The following is a 16513-nucleotide window of genomic DNA, read 5'->3' on the forward strand; positions in this document are numbered from 1 at the left end:
GGACGGGTTTCGTTCCGGGGGAGGATGGCAGTGATCCCCAGGACGTGCGACATTGGCTGCATGTCTGACATCCACGACGACCTGCGCGCGACGCTGGAGACCCGCAAGCACCTCGGCCCCGACTACGAGGCCGCGCTCGTCGAGTCGTTCGTGGCCAGGCTCGACGCGACCATCGCCGAGCGCGTCAGGGCGGAGGTGGACGCCCAGCGGCCCGCCAAGGGCAAGAAGAACAAGAGCAACGGCGGCGGGCCCATGGTGCCGATCGCGCTCGGCTCGATGGGCATGGCCATCCCGCTGTCGGCCATCGCCGGCGGTCAGGGATTCCTCGGTCTGGCCCTGGTGTGGATCGGCATCGTCGTCATCAACGTCGCCGCCGCGGTCGCGGTCATGCGCCGGGACTGAGCGCGTCGCGCTCGATGCGGAGCCTGACCTGCTCGGCCAGCTCCTCGTCGGCGTGCGAGAGGCCGTAGGCCCAGACCCGTTCGGCGTCGTCGGCCCTGCCCCGCAGCGGCAGCGTGCGGGCCAGCAGCTCGATTGCCAGCGAGGTGGATTCGGCGTCCGCGCCGCCGCCTGCCGCCGCCTCCTCCACCACGCCGGCGAACTCCGCGCACGCCAGCTCCAGGTGCGCGATGCCGAGCAGCACCCGCAGCCGCCCCGCGTGGGCGCCCTCGGCCAGCGGCAGGCTCTCGACCAGCACCGCTGCCGCCTCGCCCGGCTCACCGCGCTCCAGCAGCAGCTCGGCCAGCTCCTGCGCGGCCCGGCAGCTCAGGTCGGGGTCGCCGACCGAGATCGCCGCCCGCAGCTCCCGCTCCGCCTCCTCGTCGCCGTCGGCCAGGCGGGCCAGCGCCAGGTGCGCCAGCGGCAGGTAGGCGGCCGTGCCCACGCCCAGGACGGCCTGCCAGGCTCCCCTGGCCTGCTCGTCCTGGCCGTCGCGCTCAAAGCCGCGCGCCAGGTGGCAGGCGGCCTGCGCGGCGTACTCGGGATGCCCGGTGGCCAGCGCGGCCCTGGCCGCCGACCTGGCTCCCTCGAGGTCGCCGCGCTCCTCGAGGACCACGGCGAGCCCCACGGCCGCCTGCGCTGTGTCCTGCCCCTCGGGGTCGGCGGCCAGCCGGGTGAAGATCTCGGCGGCGGCCTCGAGATCTCCGCTCTCGGCGAGACGACGGGCCTGTTCGAGCGGGCCGGTGTTCAGCTCGGTGTCGAGTTCGGGGGACGTCAAGAAGGCTCCTTCGACGGTGATCAACGCCGAGCCTAACGATTTCGCGCCGCCGCGTCGCCTGACATGACTATCCTGAGTGCGGCTGTTGGCCGCCGCCCGACCAGCCGAATGCCGAACGTGCGGCCTCCCCGCAGGGAAACCGCACGTCACAGCGCTGGTCAGTCCTCGTACGCCGACAGGGGCGGGCAGGCGCACACGAGGTTGCGGTCCCCGTAGGCCTGGTCGATCCGCCGCACCGGCGAGAAGTACTTCCCGTCCCTCAGCTCCGGCACCGGGTAGGCCGCCTCGGTCCTGGTGTAGGGGTGCGTCCACTCGTCGGCCACCAGCGACTCCGCGGTGTGCGGGGCGTTGCGCAGCGGGTTGTCCGTCCTGTCGTACGACCCGTCGGCCACCTTGGCGATCTCGCCGCGGATGGCGACCATCGCCTCGACGAACCGGTCGAGCTCGGCCAGGTCCTCGCTCTCGGTCGGCTCGATCATGAGCGTGCCCGCGACGGGGAAGGACATGGTCGGCGCGTGGAAGCCGTAGTCGATGAGCCGCTTGGCGACGTCGTCGACGCTGACCCCCGTCTCCTTGGTGATCTGCCGCAGGTCGATGATGCACTCGTGGGCCACCAGCCCGCCGCGCCCGGTGTAGAGCACCGGGTAGTGCGGGGCCAGCCGCCTGGCGAGGTAGTTGGCCGACAGGATGGCCTGCTCGGTGGCGGCCTTGAGGCCCTCGCCGCCCATCATCCTGACGTAGGCCCAGGAGATCGGCAGGATGCCCGCCGAGCCGTACGGCGCCGCCGAGACGGGGCCGACCGGCGAGCCGTTGTGCAGCGGGTGGCCGGGCAGGTAGGCGGCCAGGTGGCCGCGGACCGCCACGGGGCCCACGCCGGGGCCGCCGCCGCCGTGCGGGATGCAGAAGGTCTTGTGCAGGTTCAGGTGCGAGACGTCGGCGCCGAACTCGCCGGGCTTGGCGAGGCCGACCAGGGCGTTGAGGTTGGCGCCGTCGACGTAGACCTGGCCGCCCGCGGCGTGGACCTTGGCGCAGACCTCGGTGATCGTCTCCTCGTAGACGCCGTGGGTGGACGGGTAGGTCACCATGATCGCGGCGAGCTGCTCGGCGTGCTTGGCGATCTTGGCGTCGAGGTCGTCGAGGTCGACGTTGCCGTTGTCGTCGCAGGCCACCACGACGACCCGCATGCCCGCCATGACCGCGCTGGCGGCGTTGGTGCCGTGCGCGGAGGAGGGGATGAGGCAGACGTCGCGGTGGGTGTCGCCGTTGGCTCGGTGGTAGGCGCGGATGGCCAGCAGGCCGGCGAACTCGCCCTGCGAGCCCGCGTTGGGCTGGATGGAGACGGCGTCGTAGCCGGTCACCTCGGCCAGCCAGCCCTCGAGGGTCTCGACCAGCTCGACGTAGCCGCCCGCCTGCTCGACCGGCGCGTACGGGTGGATGCCCGCGAACTCCGGCCAGGTGATGGGCTCCATCTCGGTGGTGGCGTTGAGCTTCATCGTGCAGGAGCCGAGCGGGATCATCGACCTGTCGAGCGCGATGTCCTTGTCCTGGAGCCTGCGCAGGTGCCGCAGCATCGAGGTCTCGGAGTGATGGGTGTGGAAGACCGGGTGGGTGAGGTAGTCGCTCTCGCGCGCCAGCCCCTCGGGCAGCGCGTCCTCGGCGACCAGGTCGGTCAGCGAGACGTTCACGCCGAAGGCGGCGGCGACCTGCTCCAGGTGGGCGAGCGTGGTCTTCTCGTCGCAGGCGACCGAGACGTGGTCGGCGTCGGCCTGCCAGAGGTTGACGCCGCGCTCGGCGGCGGCGGCCACCACCTGGGCGGCCCTGCCCGGCACGCGGGCGAGGACGGTGTCGAAGAAGCCGTCGTGGACGACCTCGACCCGGCCGGCGCGCAGCGCCTGCGCGAGCGTCACGGCCATGCGGTGGGTGCGCCTGGCGATGCGGCGCAGCCCCTCGGGGCCGTGGTAGACGGCGTACATGCCCGCGATGACCGCGAGCAGCACCTGGGCGGTGCAGATGTTGCTGGTGGCCTTCTCACGGCGGATGTGCTGCTCGCGGGTCTGCAGGGCCAGCCGGTAGGCGGGGTCGCCGTCGGCGTCGACGGAGACGCCGACCAGGCGGCCGGGCATCTGCCGCTGCAGGCCCTCGCGGACCGACATGTAGGCGGCATGCGGCCCGCCGAAGCCGAACGGCACGCCGAAGCGCTGCGAGGAGCCGATCGCGATGTCGGCGCCGAGCTCTCCCGGGGCGGCGACGAGCGTGAGCGACAGCAGGTCGGCGGCGGCGACCACCAGGGCCCCGGCCGCGTGCGCCCGCTCGGCCAACGCGCGGAAGTCGCGCAGGCGGCCCGAGGTGCCCGGGTACTGCACCAGCACGCCGAAACACTCGGGCAGCTCGCCCTCGAGGTCGCTCTCCACGAGCGAGATGCCCAGCGGCTCGGCCCTGGTGGCCAGCACAGCCTTGGTCTGCGGGAGGGCGTCGGCGTCGACGACGAAGACGTCGCTCTTCGACCTGCCCGCCCTGCGCGCCAGCGTCATCGCCTCGGCCGCGGCGGTGGCCTCGTCCAGCAGGGAGGCGCCGGCCACGTCGAGACCGGTGAGGTCGGAGACGACGGTCTGGAAGTTGAGCAGCGCCTCGAGGCGGCCCTGGGAGATCTCGGGCTGGTAGGGCGTGTACGCGGTGTACCAGCCGGGGTTCTCCAGCAGGTTGCGGCGGATCACGGCGGGCGTGATCGTGTCGTAGTAGCCCAGGCCGATCATCGAGGTCAGCACCTGGTTGCGGTCGGCCAGCGCCCGCAGTTCGGCGATCACCTCGGTCTCGCTCGCCGCGACGGGCAGGTTGAGCTGGTCCTTGGCCCTGATGGCCTCGGGCACCGCCACCGCCACCAGGTCGGCGACCGATTCGAAGCCGACCGCCTCCAGCATCCTGGTCTGCTCGGCGTCGGAGGGCCCGATGTGACGGGTCGCGAAAGGCGGCGCAGCGAGGTCGCTGAGGGGCTCGGTCATGGAACTGCCTCCCAAGGCTGGTGGAGAGCGCGGGCGTATGCCGGGTCTCCCCCTCTGTCATCAACCTGAGAGGTTCGCCCGCGCACGCGGGCTTGCACCGTCGGTGAGGCGCGCCTGGCGGGCGTGCCTGCTTTCCAGAGTTGCCTCACCCGAGCGGTACAGGGTGCCTGAGAGATTCCGGGGAGGGTTGCTCCTTCGGCGCCCCGGCTTTCCCGGGGACTCTCCCGCACGGGGTCGTCAGCATCTCCAGGCTACCAGCGATCGCGCGTCAGCCCAGTCGCCGGGCCCTCCTGCGCTGGGCCAGCTCATCAGCGGGGTGGTCGGCCGGGACGCTGTCCTCGACCGCCGCCCGTTCCCCCGGCAGCTCCGCGAGCGATCCCTCGACCTCGCGCCAGACCCTGCCGAGCGCGATCCCGAACACTCCCTGACCGCCCTGCAGCAGGTCGATGACCTCGTCGGCCGAGGTGCACTCGTAGACGCTCACTCCGTCGCTCATCAACGTGATCCGGCTCAGGTCGCCGACGCCCCTGTCGCGCAGGTGCTGGACGGCGGTGCGGATCTGCTGCAGCGACACGCCGGTGTCGAGGAGCCGCTTGACCACCTTGAGCACCAGGATGTCGCGGAAGCTGTAAAGACGCTGGGAGCCCGAGCCCTGAGCGGCTCTTATCGTGGGCTCCACCAGGCCGGTGCGCGCCCAGTAGTCCAACTGCCTGTAGGTGATGCCGGCCGCCGCGCAGGCCGTCGGGCCGCGATAGCCGATGTCGCCAGGCAGAGTCGCGGGCTGCTCGTCGAAGAGCAGGCCCTGCTCCCCGGCACGCTGGCGCGCACTCTCGCGCCGCACCGGGTCTTCCTGGCCGGCCGTCTTTCCCTCGCCGCTGCTGACCGCCACGCGGACCTCCGGCTTTCTCTCATCCCGTGGTCTGATCTGGGGGTTCGTCAATAACAACCACAGGTTTCACTTGCACCGTAGGACCGTGACCATCCGCAGTCAACGATCCGGCTCGGCGCGTCGTGAAGCGTAAATGCAGTGAAATACCGACCCCAGGTGTTGGCCAAGGGTTCGGGCGCTCACAGAGGGAGTCCTACCCGGCCCGTCCGAAGTCCTCGGGCGTGATGTTGTCAAGGAACTCCCTGAACTTCTCCACCTCATCCTCCTGGTCATCAGGGATGACCACCCCTGCCTCCTGGACGACCTCCTCGCTGGCGAAGATCCGCGCACCGGTGCGCAGCGCCAGGGCGATGGAGTCGGACGGGCGCGCGGAGACCTCCACGCCGTTGGAGAAGACCAGGTCGGCGAAGAAGATACCGTCACGCAGCGCGACGATGTTGACCGCGCGCAGGCCGACGCCCAGCGCGCTCAGCACGTCGCGGAACAGATCATGAGTCAACGGCCTCGGCGGTGGCTCCTCCGCCTGCGCGAGCGCGATGGCCGTGGCTTCGGTCATTCCAATCCAGATCGGGAGAAACCTCTCCCCTTGCGCCTCCTTGAGCAGAACGATCGGCTGATTTGTAGGCATTTCGACGCGAACGCCCACTACCTCCATCTGCAACACGGGCTGCTCCGAATTCCACTGACCGGTGGCCCCTAGGGGGCTCCGCAATAGTTTGGCCGCTCTTCCGCAATTCAACGTAACACCCGGCGGGCGTGGAATGTCCCCTGCCCCGTGGCGTCGCGGACAACCTACCTCGCCTCCCGCTCCTGGTCAGCTCGCTCGGCGGGATCGGCGCTCCCGGCCGTGAGATGCGGGGTTCAGCGGGCCACGAAGCGGCCTCGAATCGGCCGCGAAGGGGCGGGGAGGGGCGCGGGTCAGGCGCCGGCAGGGGCGGGTCAGCCGCGCAGGACGGCGCGCACGGCCGTGCGCAGCAGTGCCGCGTGCAGCTCGAGCAGCCGCCCCGACAGCTCGCGCGCCACCTCGTCGGCCTCGCCGATGGCACCGGGCGCCCGGCGCTTGAGTATGGGGGCGACGCTCTGCTCGACCAGTCCCGCCTCGCGCTCGGCGGCGGCCTTGACCGCGCGCAGGTGCCTGGCGTGCAGGCCGTAGCCGGCCAGGGCGCCGACGCTGCGGGCCACCTTCAGGGCGTCCTCGTCGTAGCGGCGGGCGACCGGCGCGAGCAGGCCGTAGTCCTCGAGCTCGGTGAGGGTCTCCTCGTCGAGGCCGCTGGCCTCGAGCAGCTCGGCGCGGCTGAGCCGCACCTCCTTGGCCTCGGGCACGGCGCGCGGACGGCCGAGCTCCTCGGCCATCTTGTCCTTGATGACCCGCAGCGGCAGGTAGTGGTCGCGCTGCTCGGTGAGGATGAAGCGCAGCTGCTCGACGTGCATGTAGGTGAACTTGCGATACCCCGAGGGGCTGCGCTCGGGCTCGATCAGCCCCTCGCTCTCCAGGAACCGGATCTTGGAGACGGTGACGTCGGGGAACTCGCCCTGCAGCAGGGCGAGCACCTCCCCGATGCTCATGTGCGAGCGCGCCGCCTGGGGGCTCATGCGCCCCGCGTGAGGAAGACGAGGCGGAACTTGCCGATCTGGACCTCGTCGCCGCTGTGCAGGGGAACCTCCTCGATGCGCTCCCTGTTGACGTAGGTGCCGTTGAGGCTGCCGACGTCGCGGACGGTGAAGGCGCCGCCCGGATGGCGGTAGAACTCCACGTGCCGCCGCGAGACGGTGATGTCGTCGAGGAAGATGTCGCTCTCGGGGTGGCGGCCCGTGGTGGTCAGGTCGCGGTCGAGGCGGAAGCGGCTGCCCGCGTTGGGCCCCCGCGTGACGACGAGCAGCGCCGTGCCGACCGGCAGTTGTTCGACCGCGGCCCGCTCGGCGAGGAGAGCGTCGGCCGTCTCCGCCTCATACGCCTCGATTCCCGCGACGGAGATCGTCGAGGTGGTGTCTCCCGAGACCTCATGTCTGGTCAGCGGCGACCCACACCGGGAGCAGAAACGGGCATCCTCGGGGTTGGCATGACCGCACTGCGTACAGTAGACGCTCGGCATCGATCGGCTCGGCCTCCTACCGCGAAGACGCGGCGACGGTTGATCAGGGCGCCCCTCGCCTCTTCGCTCGTTCACGTTTGCGAATGCCGCAACTTACGCTGATCAGTGGCAAAGGTCAAGGCGAGACGCTGCACGACAGGTTCGGACGGTGACAAAGTTACCGCCGAGCCGCCCTCAAGGTCCATGCCGCCGCGCCATCTAGGTTGTCACGTTCCCGCCGCCCGCTCAACGATGCGCGCCCACCTGTCCAGAAACGCCTGCGCGGTGTCGAAGTCGTGGGCCTCGGCCCACAGGTCGGTGGCCGGTTCGGTGGCGGCCGGCAGGATCAGCGCCCAGCGCCCGTCCTCGCCCACCACGCGCACGCCGTCGGTGGTGTCGAGGCGGAAGCCCTCCGCGGCCTCGATCACCGAGCGCATCACCGACCCCTTGGTCGCCCAGGGCGTCGGGACGGTCCGCTTGAGGAGCTTGGCCTCGGGGATCCTCGCGTCGATCTGGCTGAGCGTCAGCCGCGTGCGGGCCACCAGGCCCATCAGGCGCAGGAACGCGGCCAGGCCGTCCACCGTGGGCCCGAACTCCGGCACGATGAAGCCGCCCCTGCCGTCGCCCGCGAAGATCATGTACGGCCTGGCGGCCGCCGAGGTGAGGGCGTCCAGCGAGGTGGAGGTCCACTCCACCTGGACCCCGTGGAAGCGGCAGACCTGCTCGGCGACCCTGGTGGTGGTGACGGGCAGCGCCACCCTGCCGCGGCGGCGCTCGGCGGCGACCAGGTCGAGCACCACCAGCAGCGCCCGCTCCTCGCTGATGAGCTGGCCCATCTCGTCGACCAGGGCGATGCGCTCGCCCACCGGGTCGAAGCGGACGCCGAAGGAGGCGCGGGAGGAGCTGACGAGCTCCGACAGGCGCTGCAGGTCGCGGCGGCGTTCGGCCAGTGTCTCGGTGGGCGAGGCGGAGTCGAGACGGGCGTTGACGGTCAGCACCTCCACCCCGAGGCGGCCGAGCAGGGTGGGCAGGACCAGCGAGGAGGTGCCGCCCGCGCAGTCGACGACCACCTTCATGCCGTTGACGCCGGTCATGTCCACGTATCTCAGGAGTTCCTGGGCGTAGTCCTCCACGGCCCTGGCCGGGAAGCTCAGCTCGCCGATCTCGCCGGGGAAGGCCCTGCGGAACTCCTGGCGGGAGAAGACGCGCTCCAGCTTGCGCTGGCTGGCGGGCGACAGGTCGGCGCCCCTGGAGTCCATGAAGACGATGTCGACGCTCTGCGGGTCGCCGGAGGTGGTGCGAAGGGCGATGCCGCCGCTGGCGGGCCTGCGGGAGGTGTGGAAGCGGGCGACGGGCAGCGGCATGGCCTCCAGGTCGAGCACGTCGATGGCGCCCGCGGTCAGCGCGCTGATGACGGCGCGCTTGAGCGCTCTGGCCGCGCGGGAGGAGTCGCGCGAGGTGATGACCCTGTCGCCCTTCTTCAGGGTGGTGGCGTAGGCGCTGGCCAGCCGTACGCACAGCTCGGGGGTGATCTCGACGTTGACCAGGCCGCTGATGCCGCGCTGGCCGAACAGGCTGCGCTGGCCGCGCGACTCCCAGATGACGCTGGTGTTGACGACCGCGCCCGCCTCGACGGTCTTGAAGGGGTAGACCTTGACGCCGCTGGAGACGTACGCCTCGGCCTCGATGACGCACTCGTCGCCGACGACGGCGTTCTCCTCGATCCTGGCGCCGGTCATCAGGTCGGTGTTCTTGCCGATGACGCAGCCGCGCAGGTTCACCCCCGGGCCGATGTAGACGTTGTCGTGGACGACGGCGCGGTGCAGGAAGGCGCCGCCGCGCACGACCGCGTTGCTGCCGAGCACGGTGTACTCACGCAACTCGGCGCCCGCCTCGATCTTGACGTAGTCGCCCAGGAGGAGCGGGCCCTTGAGCACGGCGTCGGGGTCGACCTCCGCGCCCTCGCCGACCCAGACGCCCGGCGACATCTCGAAGCCGCCGATGTCGAGCGTGACGCGTCCCGACAGGGCGTCGGCCTGGGCCTTCATGTAGCTCTCGTGGGTGCCGACGTCCTCCCAGTAGCAGTCGGAGACGTAGCCGAAGATGGGAGCGCCGCGCTCCAGCAGGCGGGGAAAGACGTCGGAGGACCAGTCGACGGCCTCGCCCGCCGCGACCTCGTCGAGGACCTCCGGCTCCATCACGTAGATGCCGGTGTTGACGGTGTCGGAGAAGACCTGCCCCCAGGTGGGCTTCTCCAGGAAGCGCTGCACCCTCCCCCGGTCGTCCACGATGATGATGCCGAACTCGAGGGGGTTGGGGACGCGGGTCAACCCGATCGTGACGAGTGCCGAATTCTCGCGATGAAATCTGATCATGTCCGATAAGTCGATATCGGTCAGGGCGTCACCGGAAATGACAAGGAAACGATCATCGCGGAGTTTGTCGGCCGCGTTCTTGACGCTGCCCGCGGTGCCGAGGGGCAGGTCTTCCGTGGCGTAGTGCAGGCGCATGCCCAGCTCGTCGCCGTCGCCGAAGTAGCTGCGCACGAGCGCGGCCAGGAACTGCACGGTGACCACGGTCTCTGTCAGGCCGTGGCGTTTCAGCAGGCGGAGGACGTGTTCCATGATCGGGCGGTTGACCACGGGGAGCAGGGGTTTGGGCTGGTTCGCGGTCATCGGCCGCAGCCGAGTACCCTCGCCGCCTGCCATGACGACCGCCTTCACTCGATCACTCCTTCTTCGCAGCGGTTACGAGTTGGCGCACCTGTACCACATACAGCACTCCTGCCCACCAGTACAGGCCCGTTCCCCAGATGGTGAATGCCCATCCGACAACCTTCGCAATATCGGCATACCAAGCGCCGGTGTGCGAAGCCAGAAAGAGGAGGGGGAAGGCGTACATCAGATTGGCCATGGCGGCCTTGCCCAGGAAATGCACGGGCAGTGCCTTGTAACCGTACTTCCGGAGCACGGGAAAGAAACATCCGACGAAGATTTCGCGGGCCAGGATGATCGCGACCAGCCACCACGGGATCACCTCGCGCAGCAGGAGGCCGAGGAGGGTGGCGAAGACGTAGAGCTTGTCGGCCGCCGGGTCGATGAGGCGGCCGAGCCTGCTGGTCTGGTTCCAGGCACGGGCGATCTTGCCGTCGAGCCAGTCGGTGAACCCCGCGACCATGAGCAGTGCGATCGCCCAGCCGTCCGCCTTGGGCCCCAGAACCAGCCAGAGGAACACAGGGACGCCAAGCAGGCGCAGGAAGCTCAGCAGGTTCGGAACCGTCCAGATCCGGTCCTCGGCGGAAGTTTCACTCACGCTGCCGACCCTACTGCGTCGCCCACCTGCGCACGCTGAGTCGTCCGCCCGCGGTTTCGGGGCCGCCGCGGAAGCTCTCACGGACCTCAGGGGTTGCGCGACACCCGGGTGATCGGGTTACGGTGGCGCCGACCAACGCGGGAGCCCGGTGCGGACCGGGCTGAGAGGACGGCTGATCAGCCGCCGACCGCCAGAACCTGCTCCGGGTAATGCCGGCGAAGGGAGTTTGCGCGATGAGTGGCGCACGCTTTTCCAAGATCTACCAGGGCGGACTCAGAGTCCCGATGCGTGAGATCGGCCTGAGTGACGGCACCACGTTCACCGTCTACGACACCTCGGGCCCCTACACCGACCCCGCCGTGGAGACCGATGTCACCCGCGGGCTGAGCCCGGTGCGGGAGCAGTGGATCCTCGACCGCGGGGACGTCGTCAGGTACGGCGGCCGCCCGGTCAGGCCGCTCGACGACGGCTACCGCGACCAGGCGTCGTGGAAGCGCGCCCAGAGCGGGCCCGGCGAGGGCGGGCGGCGGCAGCCGCTCAGGGCGGCCGGCGGCCCCGTCACCCAGCTCGCCTACGCCCGCAGGGGCGTCGTGACGAAGGAGATGGAGTTCGTCGCCGTCAGGGAGGGCGTCGAGCCCGAGTTCGTCCGCGCCGAGGTGGCCGCGGGCAGGGCGATCATCCCCGCCAACGTCAACCATCCCGAGAGCGAGCCGATGATCATCGGCCGCAACTTCCTCGTCAAGATCAACGCGAACATCGGCAACTCGGCCGTCACCTCCTCCATCGAGGAGGAGGTGGAGAAGATGACCTGGGCCATCCGCTGGGGCGCCGACACCGTCATGGACCTGTCGACCGGCCGCGACATCCACACCACCCGCGAGTGGATCATCCGCAACTCCCCGGTGCCCATCGGCACCGTCCCCCTCTACCAGGCGCTGGAGAAGGTCGGCGGGGTCGCGCCCGACCTGTCGTGGGAGGTCTACCGCGACACCCTGATCGAGCAGTGCGAGCAGGGCGTCGACTACGTGACCGTCCACGCGGGCGTGCGCCTGTCCTACGTCCCCCTCACCGTCGGCCGCAAGACCGGCATCGTCTCGCGCGGCGGCTCGATCATGGCGGCGTGGTGCCTGGCCCACCACCGCGAGAACTTCCTGTACGAGAACTTCGAGGAGATGTGCGAGATCCTCGCCTCCTACGACGTCGCCTTCTCCCTCGGCGACGGCCTGCGGCCCGGCTCGATCGCCGACGCCAACGACGAGGCCCAGTTCGCCGAGCTGCGCACGCTGGGCGAGCTCACGGCGATCGCCAGGGCCCACGACGTCCAGGTCATGGTCGAGGGCCCTGGACACGTACCCATGCACAAGATCAAGGAGAACGTCGACCTGCAGCGCGAGCTCTGCGACGACGCCCCGTTCTACACCCTCGGGCCGCTGGTCACCGACATCGCGCCGGCCTACGACCACATCACCTCGGGCATCGGCGCGGCCATGATCGGCTGGTACGGCACCGCCATGCTCTGCTACGTCACCCCCAAGGAGCACCTGGGGCTGCCGAACAGGGAGGACGTCAAGACCGGCGTCATCACCTACAAGATCGCGGCGCACGCCGCCGATCTGGCCAAGGGTCACCCCCGGGCCCAGGAGTGGGACGACGCGCTCTCGGACGCGCGCTTCGAGTTCCGGTGGGAGGACCAGTTCGAGCTGTCCCTCGACCCCGACACCGCCCGTTCCTTCCACGACGAGACGCTGCCGGCCACACCCGCGAAGACGGCGCACTTCTGCAGCATGTGCGGGCCGAAGTTCTGCTCGATGCGAATCTCGCACGACCTGCGGGCGGCGGAGGGGATGCGCGCCAAGTCGGAGGAGTTCGTGCGCGGGGGCGGCGCCGTCTACGTGCCGCTGACCGAGCGGGACTGACCGGCGGGCCAAGGCCTAGGAGCGGACCGCCCTGAGGAAGGAGCGGATGAGGGCCGAATCCTTGACGCCCCTGGCCACCTCCACGCCGCTCGACACGTCGACGCCCCACGGCTGGGCGGCCTCGACCGCCTGCCGTACGTTGGCGGGGTCGAGGCCGCCGGCCAGCAGCCAGCGCCCCGACGGCCGGCCCCGCACGGCCGCCCAGTCCCATGGCTCCCCCGCGCCCGCCCTGGGCGCGTCGACGATCAGCAGGTCCTCGTCGAAGGCTCCGGTGCGCAGATCGGCGTCGGCCGCCACCGCGCGGACGAGCGTGAGATCGAGCTCCTTCAGCGCGGTGAAGTCCGCGTGCGGGTGCCTGCCGTGCAGCTGGATCGCGCCGACCCCGGCGGCCTTGGCGGCCTGCCGGACCTCCTCGACGGGCTCGCCCATGAAGACGCCGACGGTCAGCACGTGGGACGGCGCTAGCGCGGCCAGCTCCGCGGCCCGCGAAGGGGTCACTCTGCGCGGGCTGGCGGTCATGACGAACCCGATCGCGTCGGCGCCGGCCTCGACGGCCGTCTCGACGTGCTCGGGCTCGCTCAGCCCGCAGATCTTCACGAACATGGCCAAAGCCTAGCGGCGCCGCGACGCCGCGGGCGACCAGGCCCACACCGTGATGAGCGCGAGCAGGCCGAACATGAGCACGCCGTTGGGCACGTGCGCGCCCAGGCCGATGGCCAGCAGGAAGTGCTGGGCGAAGCCGAGAAGCAGCAGCGCGAGGCTGGCCAGCGCCGGCCAGCCCGCTCCCCTGCCCGGACGCCAGTACAGGACGGCGGCGACGACCTGGAGCAGGCCGATCAGGTGGGAGACCATGCCGATCATGACATGGGTCTCGGCGACCCCGAGATCGGCCACGATGCCGGTGTCGGTGAAGACCAGCGCCTGGCCCGCGAACATGGCCGCCACCAGCAGGGAGGCCGCATGGGCGAACACCAGGACGCGAAGGGTGTAGAGCAGCCCGGAGGAGACAGACGTGGCTGAGGTCACGTCGTGCATGAGGTGGTCCTTCCTGAAGAGGTGAGGACCACATCGTGACGGCGCGGGGTCCCGGCGGTCGTCAGCCTGCCGGGTGATGCGCCGGTCAGCCCCGCGGCGGATGCCGCACGGGACGGAAGGAGGCGTCGACCAGGCCGATGCGGTGGGCGACGACGGCCGCCTGGATGCGGTTGCGCAGGCCGAGCTTGTCCATGGCGGAGCCGACGTGCGTCTTGACCGTCGTGACGCCGACGTGCAGGCGGTCGGCGATCTCGGCGTTGGACAGGCCGGTGCCGACCAGGGCGAGCACCTCGAGCTCGCGCTCGGTGAGCCCGGCGGGGGTGGGCGTGGCCTGCTGCTCGGCGGCCAGCGCCCGCTCGACGACCCTGCGCAGCACGGAGGGGGCGAGCAGCTGCTCGCCCGCCGCGGCCCTGCGCACCGCGTCGACCATGCGCTCGGGCTCGTCGTCCTTGACCAGGAAGCCCAGCGCGCCGACCCGCAGCGCGGCGTAGACGTTGGCGTCGTCGGCGAAGGTGGTGAGGACCACGATCTTCGCGCCCGGCTGCGCGCCCAGGATGCGCTTGATCGCCTCGAGGCCGTCGACCCTGGGCATCCGCAGGTCCATGAGCACCACGTCGGGCCGGTGGTGGTCGGCCAGGCGCACCGCCTCGGCGCCGTCCTCGGCCTCCCCGACGACCTCCATGTCGCCCGCCGCCTGCAGCAGCATGCGGACACCGGCCCTGACCAGCGCCTGGTCGTCGGCCACCACAACTCGGATCACGTCGTCACCTTGGGTTTCGGGTAGGGGAGGGTCACCGACAGCCGCCAGCCGCCGGCGTCGGGTCCTGCGCTCAGCGTGCCGCCCAGCGCCTTGGCCCGCTCGCGCATCCCGGCCAGGCCCTGCCCGGAGGACGGCAGCGGCTCGCGCACGGTGGGCGGGCGGCCGTTGGACACCTCGACGACCAGCTCGCCGTCGCCCGCGGCCAGGCCCACCCGTACGGCGGTGCCCGGCCCCGCGTGCTTGAGCACGTTGGTCAGCCCCTCCTGCACGATGCGGGCGGCCGAGGCCCTGGCCACCAGCGGCGCCTCACTGAGCGCGGGGTCGACGTCGAGGTCGACGAGCAGCCCCGCCGCGATCATCCGCTCGGCGGACTCGGTGACCACGTCGGCCGGGTCGGCCAGCAGGGTCGCGTCGCCGCCCGGATCGCGCAGCACGTCGAGCAGGCCGCGCAGGTCCTCGAGCACCTGGTGGCCGGTCTCCTTGATGTCGTTCAGCGCGTCGGCGACGGGGCCGTCCGGGGCGGCGTAGCGGGCGGCGCCGGCGCGCAGCACCATCGCCCCGACGTGGTGGGCGACGATGTCGTGCACCTCGCGGGCGATGCGCTCGCGCTCGGCCAGCTGGTCGGCGCGCAGCTGGGCGATGGCCAGCCGTTCCGACTCGCGCACGCGCAGCCGCTCGGCCTCGGCGGCCGACTGACTGGCGCCCGCGTACCTGCCGATCGCGATCGGGGTGGCGACCACGACGAGCATCAGGACCACCCGCAGCGCGGTGACGTCGGTGTCGGAGCCGATCACCACGACCGAGGCCATCGAGCTGGCCGCCACGTAGACGACCAGGTTCCAGAACCAGGAGGCCACCCGCATCGCGAACACGCCGACCGCGATCAGCATCAGGACCTGGACCGTGCTCGTCGCCCCCGACAGCTCCTGGTTGGCGAGGAGCAGCACCGCCCCCTCGATCACGAACACCGCCGCGGGCAGCCGCCTGGCCACACCCAGGGCCAGTCCCGCCAGCACGACGAACGAGACGATCACCCAGGCGGGCTGCGGGCTCGTGTGCCAGGCGGGCCAGGTGCCGAGCACCGCGACGGCCACGCCCGCGCCGGCCAGCAGCACGTCGGGGGTGAGCTCGGGCTCCTTCAGCCGGCCCGCGGGCCCACGCAGGTAGCGTCCGATCAGGGCCGGCAGCAGGGCGATGCCGGCGGAGTAGAACCAGGCCCCGCTGGTGAAGGCGAGGCCGGGGTCGGCGATGTTGACACCGGTGGCCAGCGCGCCCGCGACGACGGTGGCGACGGTCGCGCCCCAGCCCCTCAGGTAGCCGGCGGCGCCGATCGCCACGCAGAGCAGGATCTGCGCGGTGTTGGAGGCGAAGGCGTCGATCTGGTCGGTGAAGACCAGGAAGGCGGCCAGGTAGAGGCTGACGGCGACGGGCCTGCTGCGCACGAGGCCCATCGGCGCCCCGACCAGGACGGCGAACAGCGGGACCAGCCAGTCGGGCGCCGACGCGCCGCCCGCCTTGCCCGACATCATCAGGTCGAGGGCCACTCCTGAGGTGGCGAGCAGCACGTCGGGTGCCAGACCACGCCATCGCATGGGGACAACGGTATCGATGGCCGCCACGTGCTCTCTCCTCCCGTTGGAGGAGTTCGCATCCTCCAAGTGGCCGCTCTTCTGTCCGCAAGTCGGACGAATGGGCTTGCGCGGGGGCCGTAACGTTGGTTCTATGCCCAACGACACCACGTTGTTCCTCGGCCAGTTCATGCGCTCCCCCGCGACGATCGGGGCCCTCGCGCCCAGCTCGCGGCGGCTGGCGGAGACGGTGTGCACCCCCGTGCCCGAGCGCGGCGAGCCGACCGTGGTCGAGTTGGGTCCCGGCACGGGGCCGTTCACCGCCGAGATCCAGCGCAGGCTGGACGGGCGTGGGCATCACCTGGCGATCGAGTTGAACCCGAAGCTGGCCTCCCTGTTGTCCGAGCGTTTCCCCCGGGTGGACGTGGCGCAGGACGACGCGGCCCGCCTTCCCGATTTGCTCCGCGAGCGCGGCCTGGCCAGGGCGGACGTGGTGGTCAGCGGCCTGCCGTGGGCGGCCTTCCCCGAAGACTTGCAGGACCGGCTGCTGGGCGCGGTCATCTCCACGCTGTGCCCGTCGGGGGCCTTCACGACGTTCTCCTACATCCACGCGATGCCGCTGAGCTCGGCGCGCCGCTTCCGCGCGCTGCTGAGCGACCGCTTCGAGGAGGTCGTGCTCGGCCGTACCGTCTGGCGCAACACCCCGCCGGCCTACGTCCTGCACGCCCGCCGTCCCCGCTGACGAT

At 71.0% G+C, this 16513-nt stretch carries 15 protein-coding genes and 2 riboswitches; of the genes, 3 read left to right on the top strand and 12 right to left on the bottom strand.

Going from position 1 to position 16513, the window contains the following annotated elements; translation table 11 throughout:
• Nucleotides 1-60: 60 nt before the first annotated feature.
• A complete protein-coding gene (locus H4W81_RS15730; RefSeq protein WP_192775491.1) occupies nucleotides 61-402 on the top strand; it encodes a hypothetical protein in 342 nt (113 codons plus the stop codon).
• Here the strand turns inward: H4W81_RS15730 and H4W81_RS15735 are convergent.
• The 8 genes from H4W81_RS15735 to clsA form a co-directional block, all read right to left on the bottom strand.
• Nucleotides 386-1216, bottom strand: coding sequence for a hypothetical protein (locus H4W81_RS15735; RefSeq protein ID WP_192775492.1), 831 nt, complete (start codon nucleotides 1214-1216; stop codon nucleotides 386-388). The genes H4W81_RS15730 and H4W81_RS15735 overlap by 17 nt on opposite strands.
• 158 nt (nucleotides 1217-1374) lie before the next feature.
• On the bottom strand, nucleotides 1375-4215 hold the full coding sequence (gene gcvP / locus H4W81_RS15740) for an aminomethyl-transferring glycine dehydrogenase (RefSeq protein WP_192775493.1): 2841 nt from the start codon (nucleotides 4213-4215) through the stop codon (nucleotides 1375-1377).
• Between the two features lie 144 nt (nucleotides 4216-4359).
• Nucleotides 4360-4452, bottom strand: a riboswitch (glycine riboswitch).
• 31 nt (nucleotides 4453-4483) lie between these two features.
• Nucleotides 4484-5104, bottom strand: coding sequence for a MerR family transcriptional regulator (locus tag H4W81_RS15745; RefSeq protein ID WP_192775494.1), 621 nt, complete (start codon nucleotides 5102-5104; stop codon nucleotides 4484-4486).
• A 193-nt stretch (nucleotides 5105-5297) separates the two neighbouring features.
• Nucleotides 5298-5768 (bottom strand): bifunctional nuclease family protein, encoded by a 471-nt coding sequence (locus tag H4W81_RS15750; RefSeq protein ID WP_192775495.1) that lies wholly within the window; start codon nucleotides 5766-5768, stop codon nucleotides 5298-5300.
• A gap of 275 nt (nucleotides 5769-6043) precedes the next feature.
• Entirely contained in the window at nucleotides 6044-6697 is a 654-nt protein-coding gene (gene ftsR / locus H4W81_RS15755) for a transcriptional regulator FtsR (protein WP_192775496.1), read from the bottom strand.
• The gene (locus H4W81_RS15760; protein WP_192775497.1) at nucleotides 6694-7197 is read right to left on the bottom strand and encodes an FHA domain-containing protein; all 504 of its coding nucleotides are present in this window, start codon (nucleotides 7195-7197) and stop codon (nucleotides 6694-6696) included. The genes ftsR and H4W81_RS15760 overlap by 4 nt, the downstream gene beginning before the upstream one ends.
• A gap of 206 nt (nucleotides 7198-7403) precedes the next feature.
• On the bottom strand, nucleotides 7404-9899 hold the full coding sequence (locus H4W81_RS15765; RefSeq protein ID WP_192775498.1) for a sugar phosphate nucleotidyltransferase: 2496 nt from the start codon (nucleotides 9897-9899) through the stop codon (nucleotides 7404-7406).
• Nucleotides 9900-9903: 4 nt separating this feature from the next.
• Complete coding sequence (gene clsA / locus H4W81_RS15770) at nucleotides 9904-10488, bottom strand: cardiolipin synthase ClsA (RefSeq protein ID WP_192775499.1); 585 nt, start codon at nucleotides 10486-10488, stop codon at nucleotides 9904-9906.
• 127 nt (nucleotides 10489-10615) lie between these two features.
• Nucleotides 10616-10729: riboswitch (TPP riboswitch) on the top strand.
• Between clsA and thiC the strand changes: the two genes are divergently transcribed.
• Nucleotides 10722-12404: a phosphomethylpyrimidine synthase ThiC gene (thiC, locus tag H4W81_RS15775; RefSeq protein ID WP_318781758.1), complete on the top strand. Its 1683-nt coding sequence runs from the start codon at nucleotides 10722-10724 to the stop codon at nucleotides 12402-12404. (Overlaps the previous riboswitch by 8 nt.)
• A gap of 15 nt (nucleotides 12405-12419) precedes the next feature.
• Here the strand turns inward: thiC and H4W81_RS15780 are convergent, their stop codons facing one another.
• The 4 genes from H4W81_RS15780 to H4W81_RS15795 all read right to left on the bottom strand — a co-directional run bounded on the left by H4W81_RS15780 (nucleotide 12420) and on the right by H4W81_RS15795 (nucleotide 15791).
• Nucleotides 12420-13007 (bottom strand): phosphoribosylanthranilate isomerase, encoded by a 588-nt coding sequence (locus tag H4W81_RS15780; RefSeq protein ID WP_192775501.1) that lies wholly within the window; start codon nucleotides 13005-13007, stop codon nucleotides 12420-12422.
• Between the two features lie 9 nt (nucleotides 13008-13016).
• Entirely contained in the window at nucleotides 13017-13439 is a 423-nt protein-coding gene (locus H4W81_RS15785; RefSeq protein ID WP_192775502.1) for a hypothetical protein, read from the bottom strand.
• Nucleotides 13440-13524: 85 nt separating this feature from the next.
• Nucleotides 13525-14199, bottom strand: coding sequence for a response regulator (locus H4W81_RS15790; protein ID WP_192775503.1), 675 nt, complete (start codon nucleotides 14197-14199; stop codon nucleotides 13525-13527).
• Nucleotides 14196-15791: a sensor histidine kinase gene (locus H4W81_RS15795; RefSeq protein WP_225958646.1), complete on the bottom strand. Its 1596-nt coding sequence runs from the start codon at nucleotides 15789-15791 to the stop codon at nucleotides 14196-14198. The genes H4W81_RS15790 and H4W81_RS15795 overlap by 4 nt, the downstream gene beginning before the upstream one ends.
• A 130-nt stretch (nucleotides 15792-15921) precedes the next feature.
• Between H4W81_RS15795 and H4W81_RS15800 the strand changes: the two genes are divergently transcribed.
• The gene (locus H4W81_RS15800; protein WP_192775504.1) at nucleotides 15922-16509 is read left to right on the top strand and encodes a class I SAM-dependent methyltransferase; all 588 of its coding nucleotides are present in this window, start codon (nucleotides 15922-15924) and stop codon (nucleotides 16507-16509) included.
• Nucleotides 16510-16513 lie beyond the last annotated feature (4 nt).

The organism is Nonomuraea africana (assembly GCF_014873535.1).
In the GTDB taxonomy this organism is placed as follows: domain Bacteria; phylum Actinomycetota; class Actinomycetes; order Streptosporangiales; family Streptosporangiaceae; genus Nonomuraea; species Nonomuraea africana.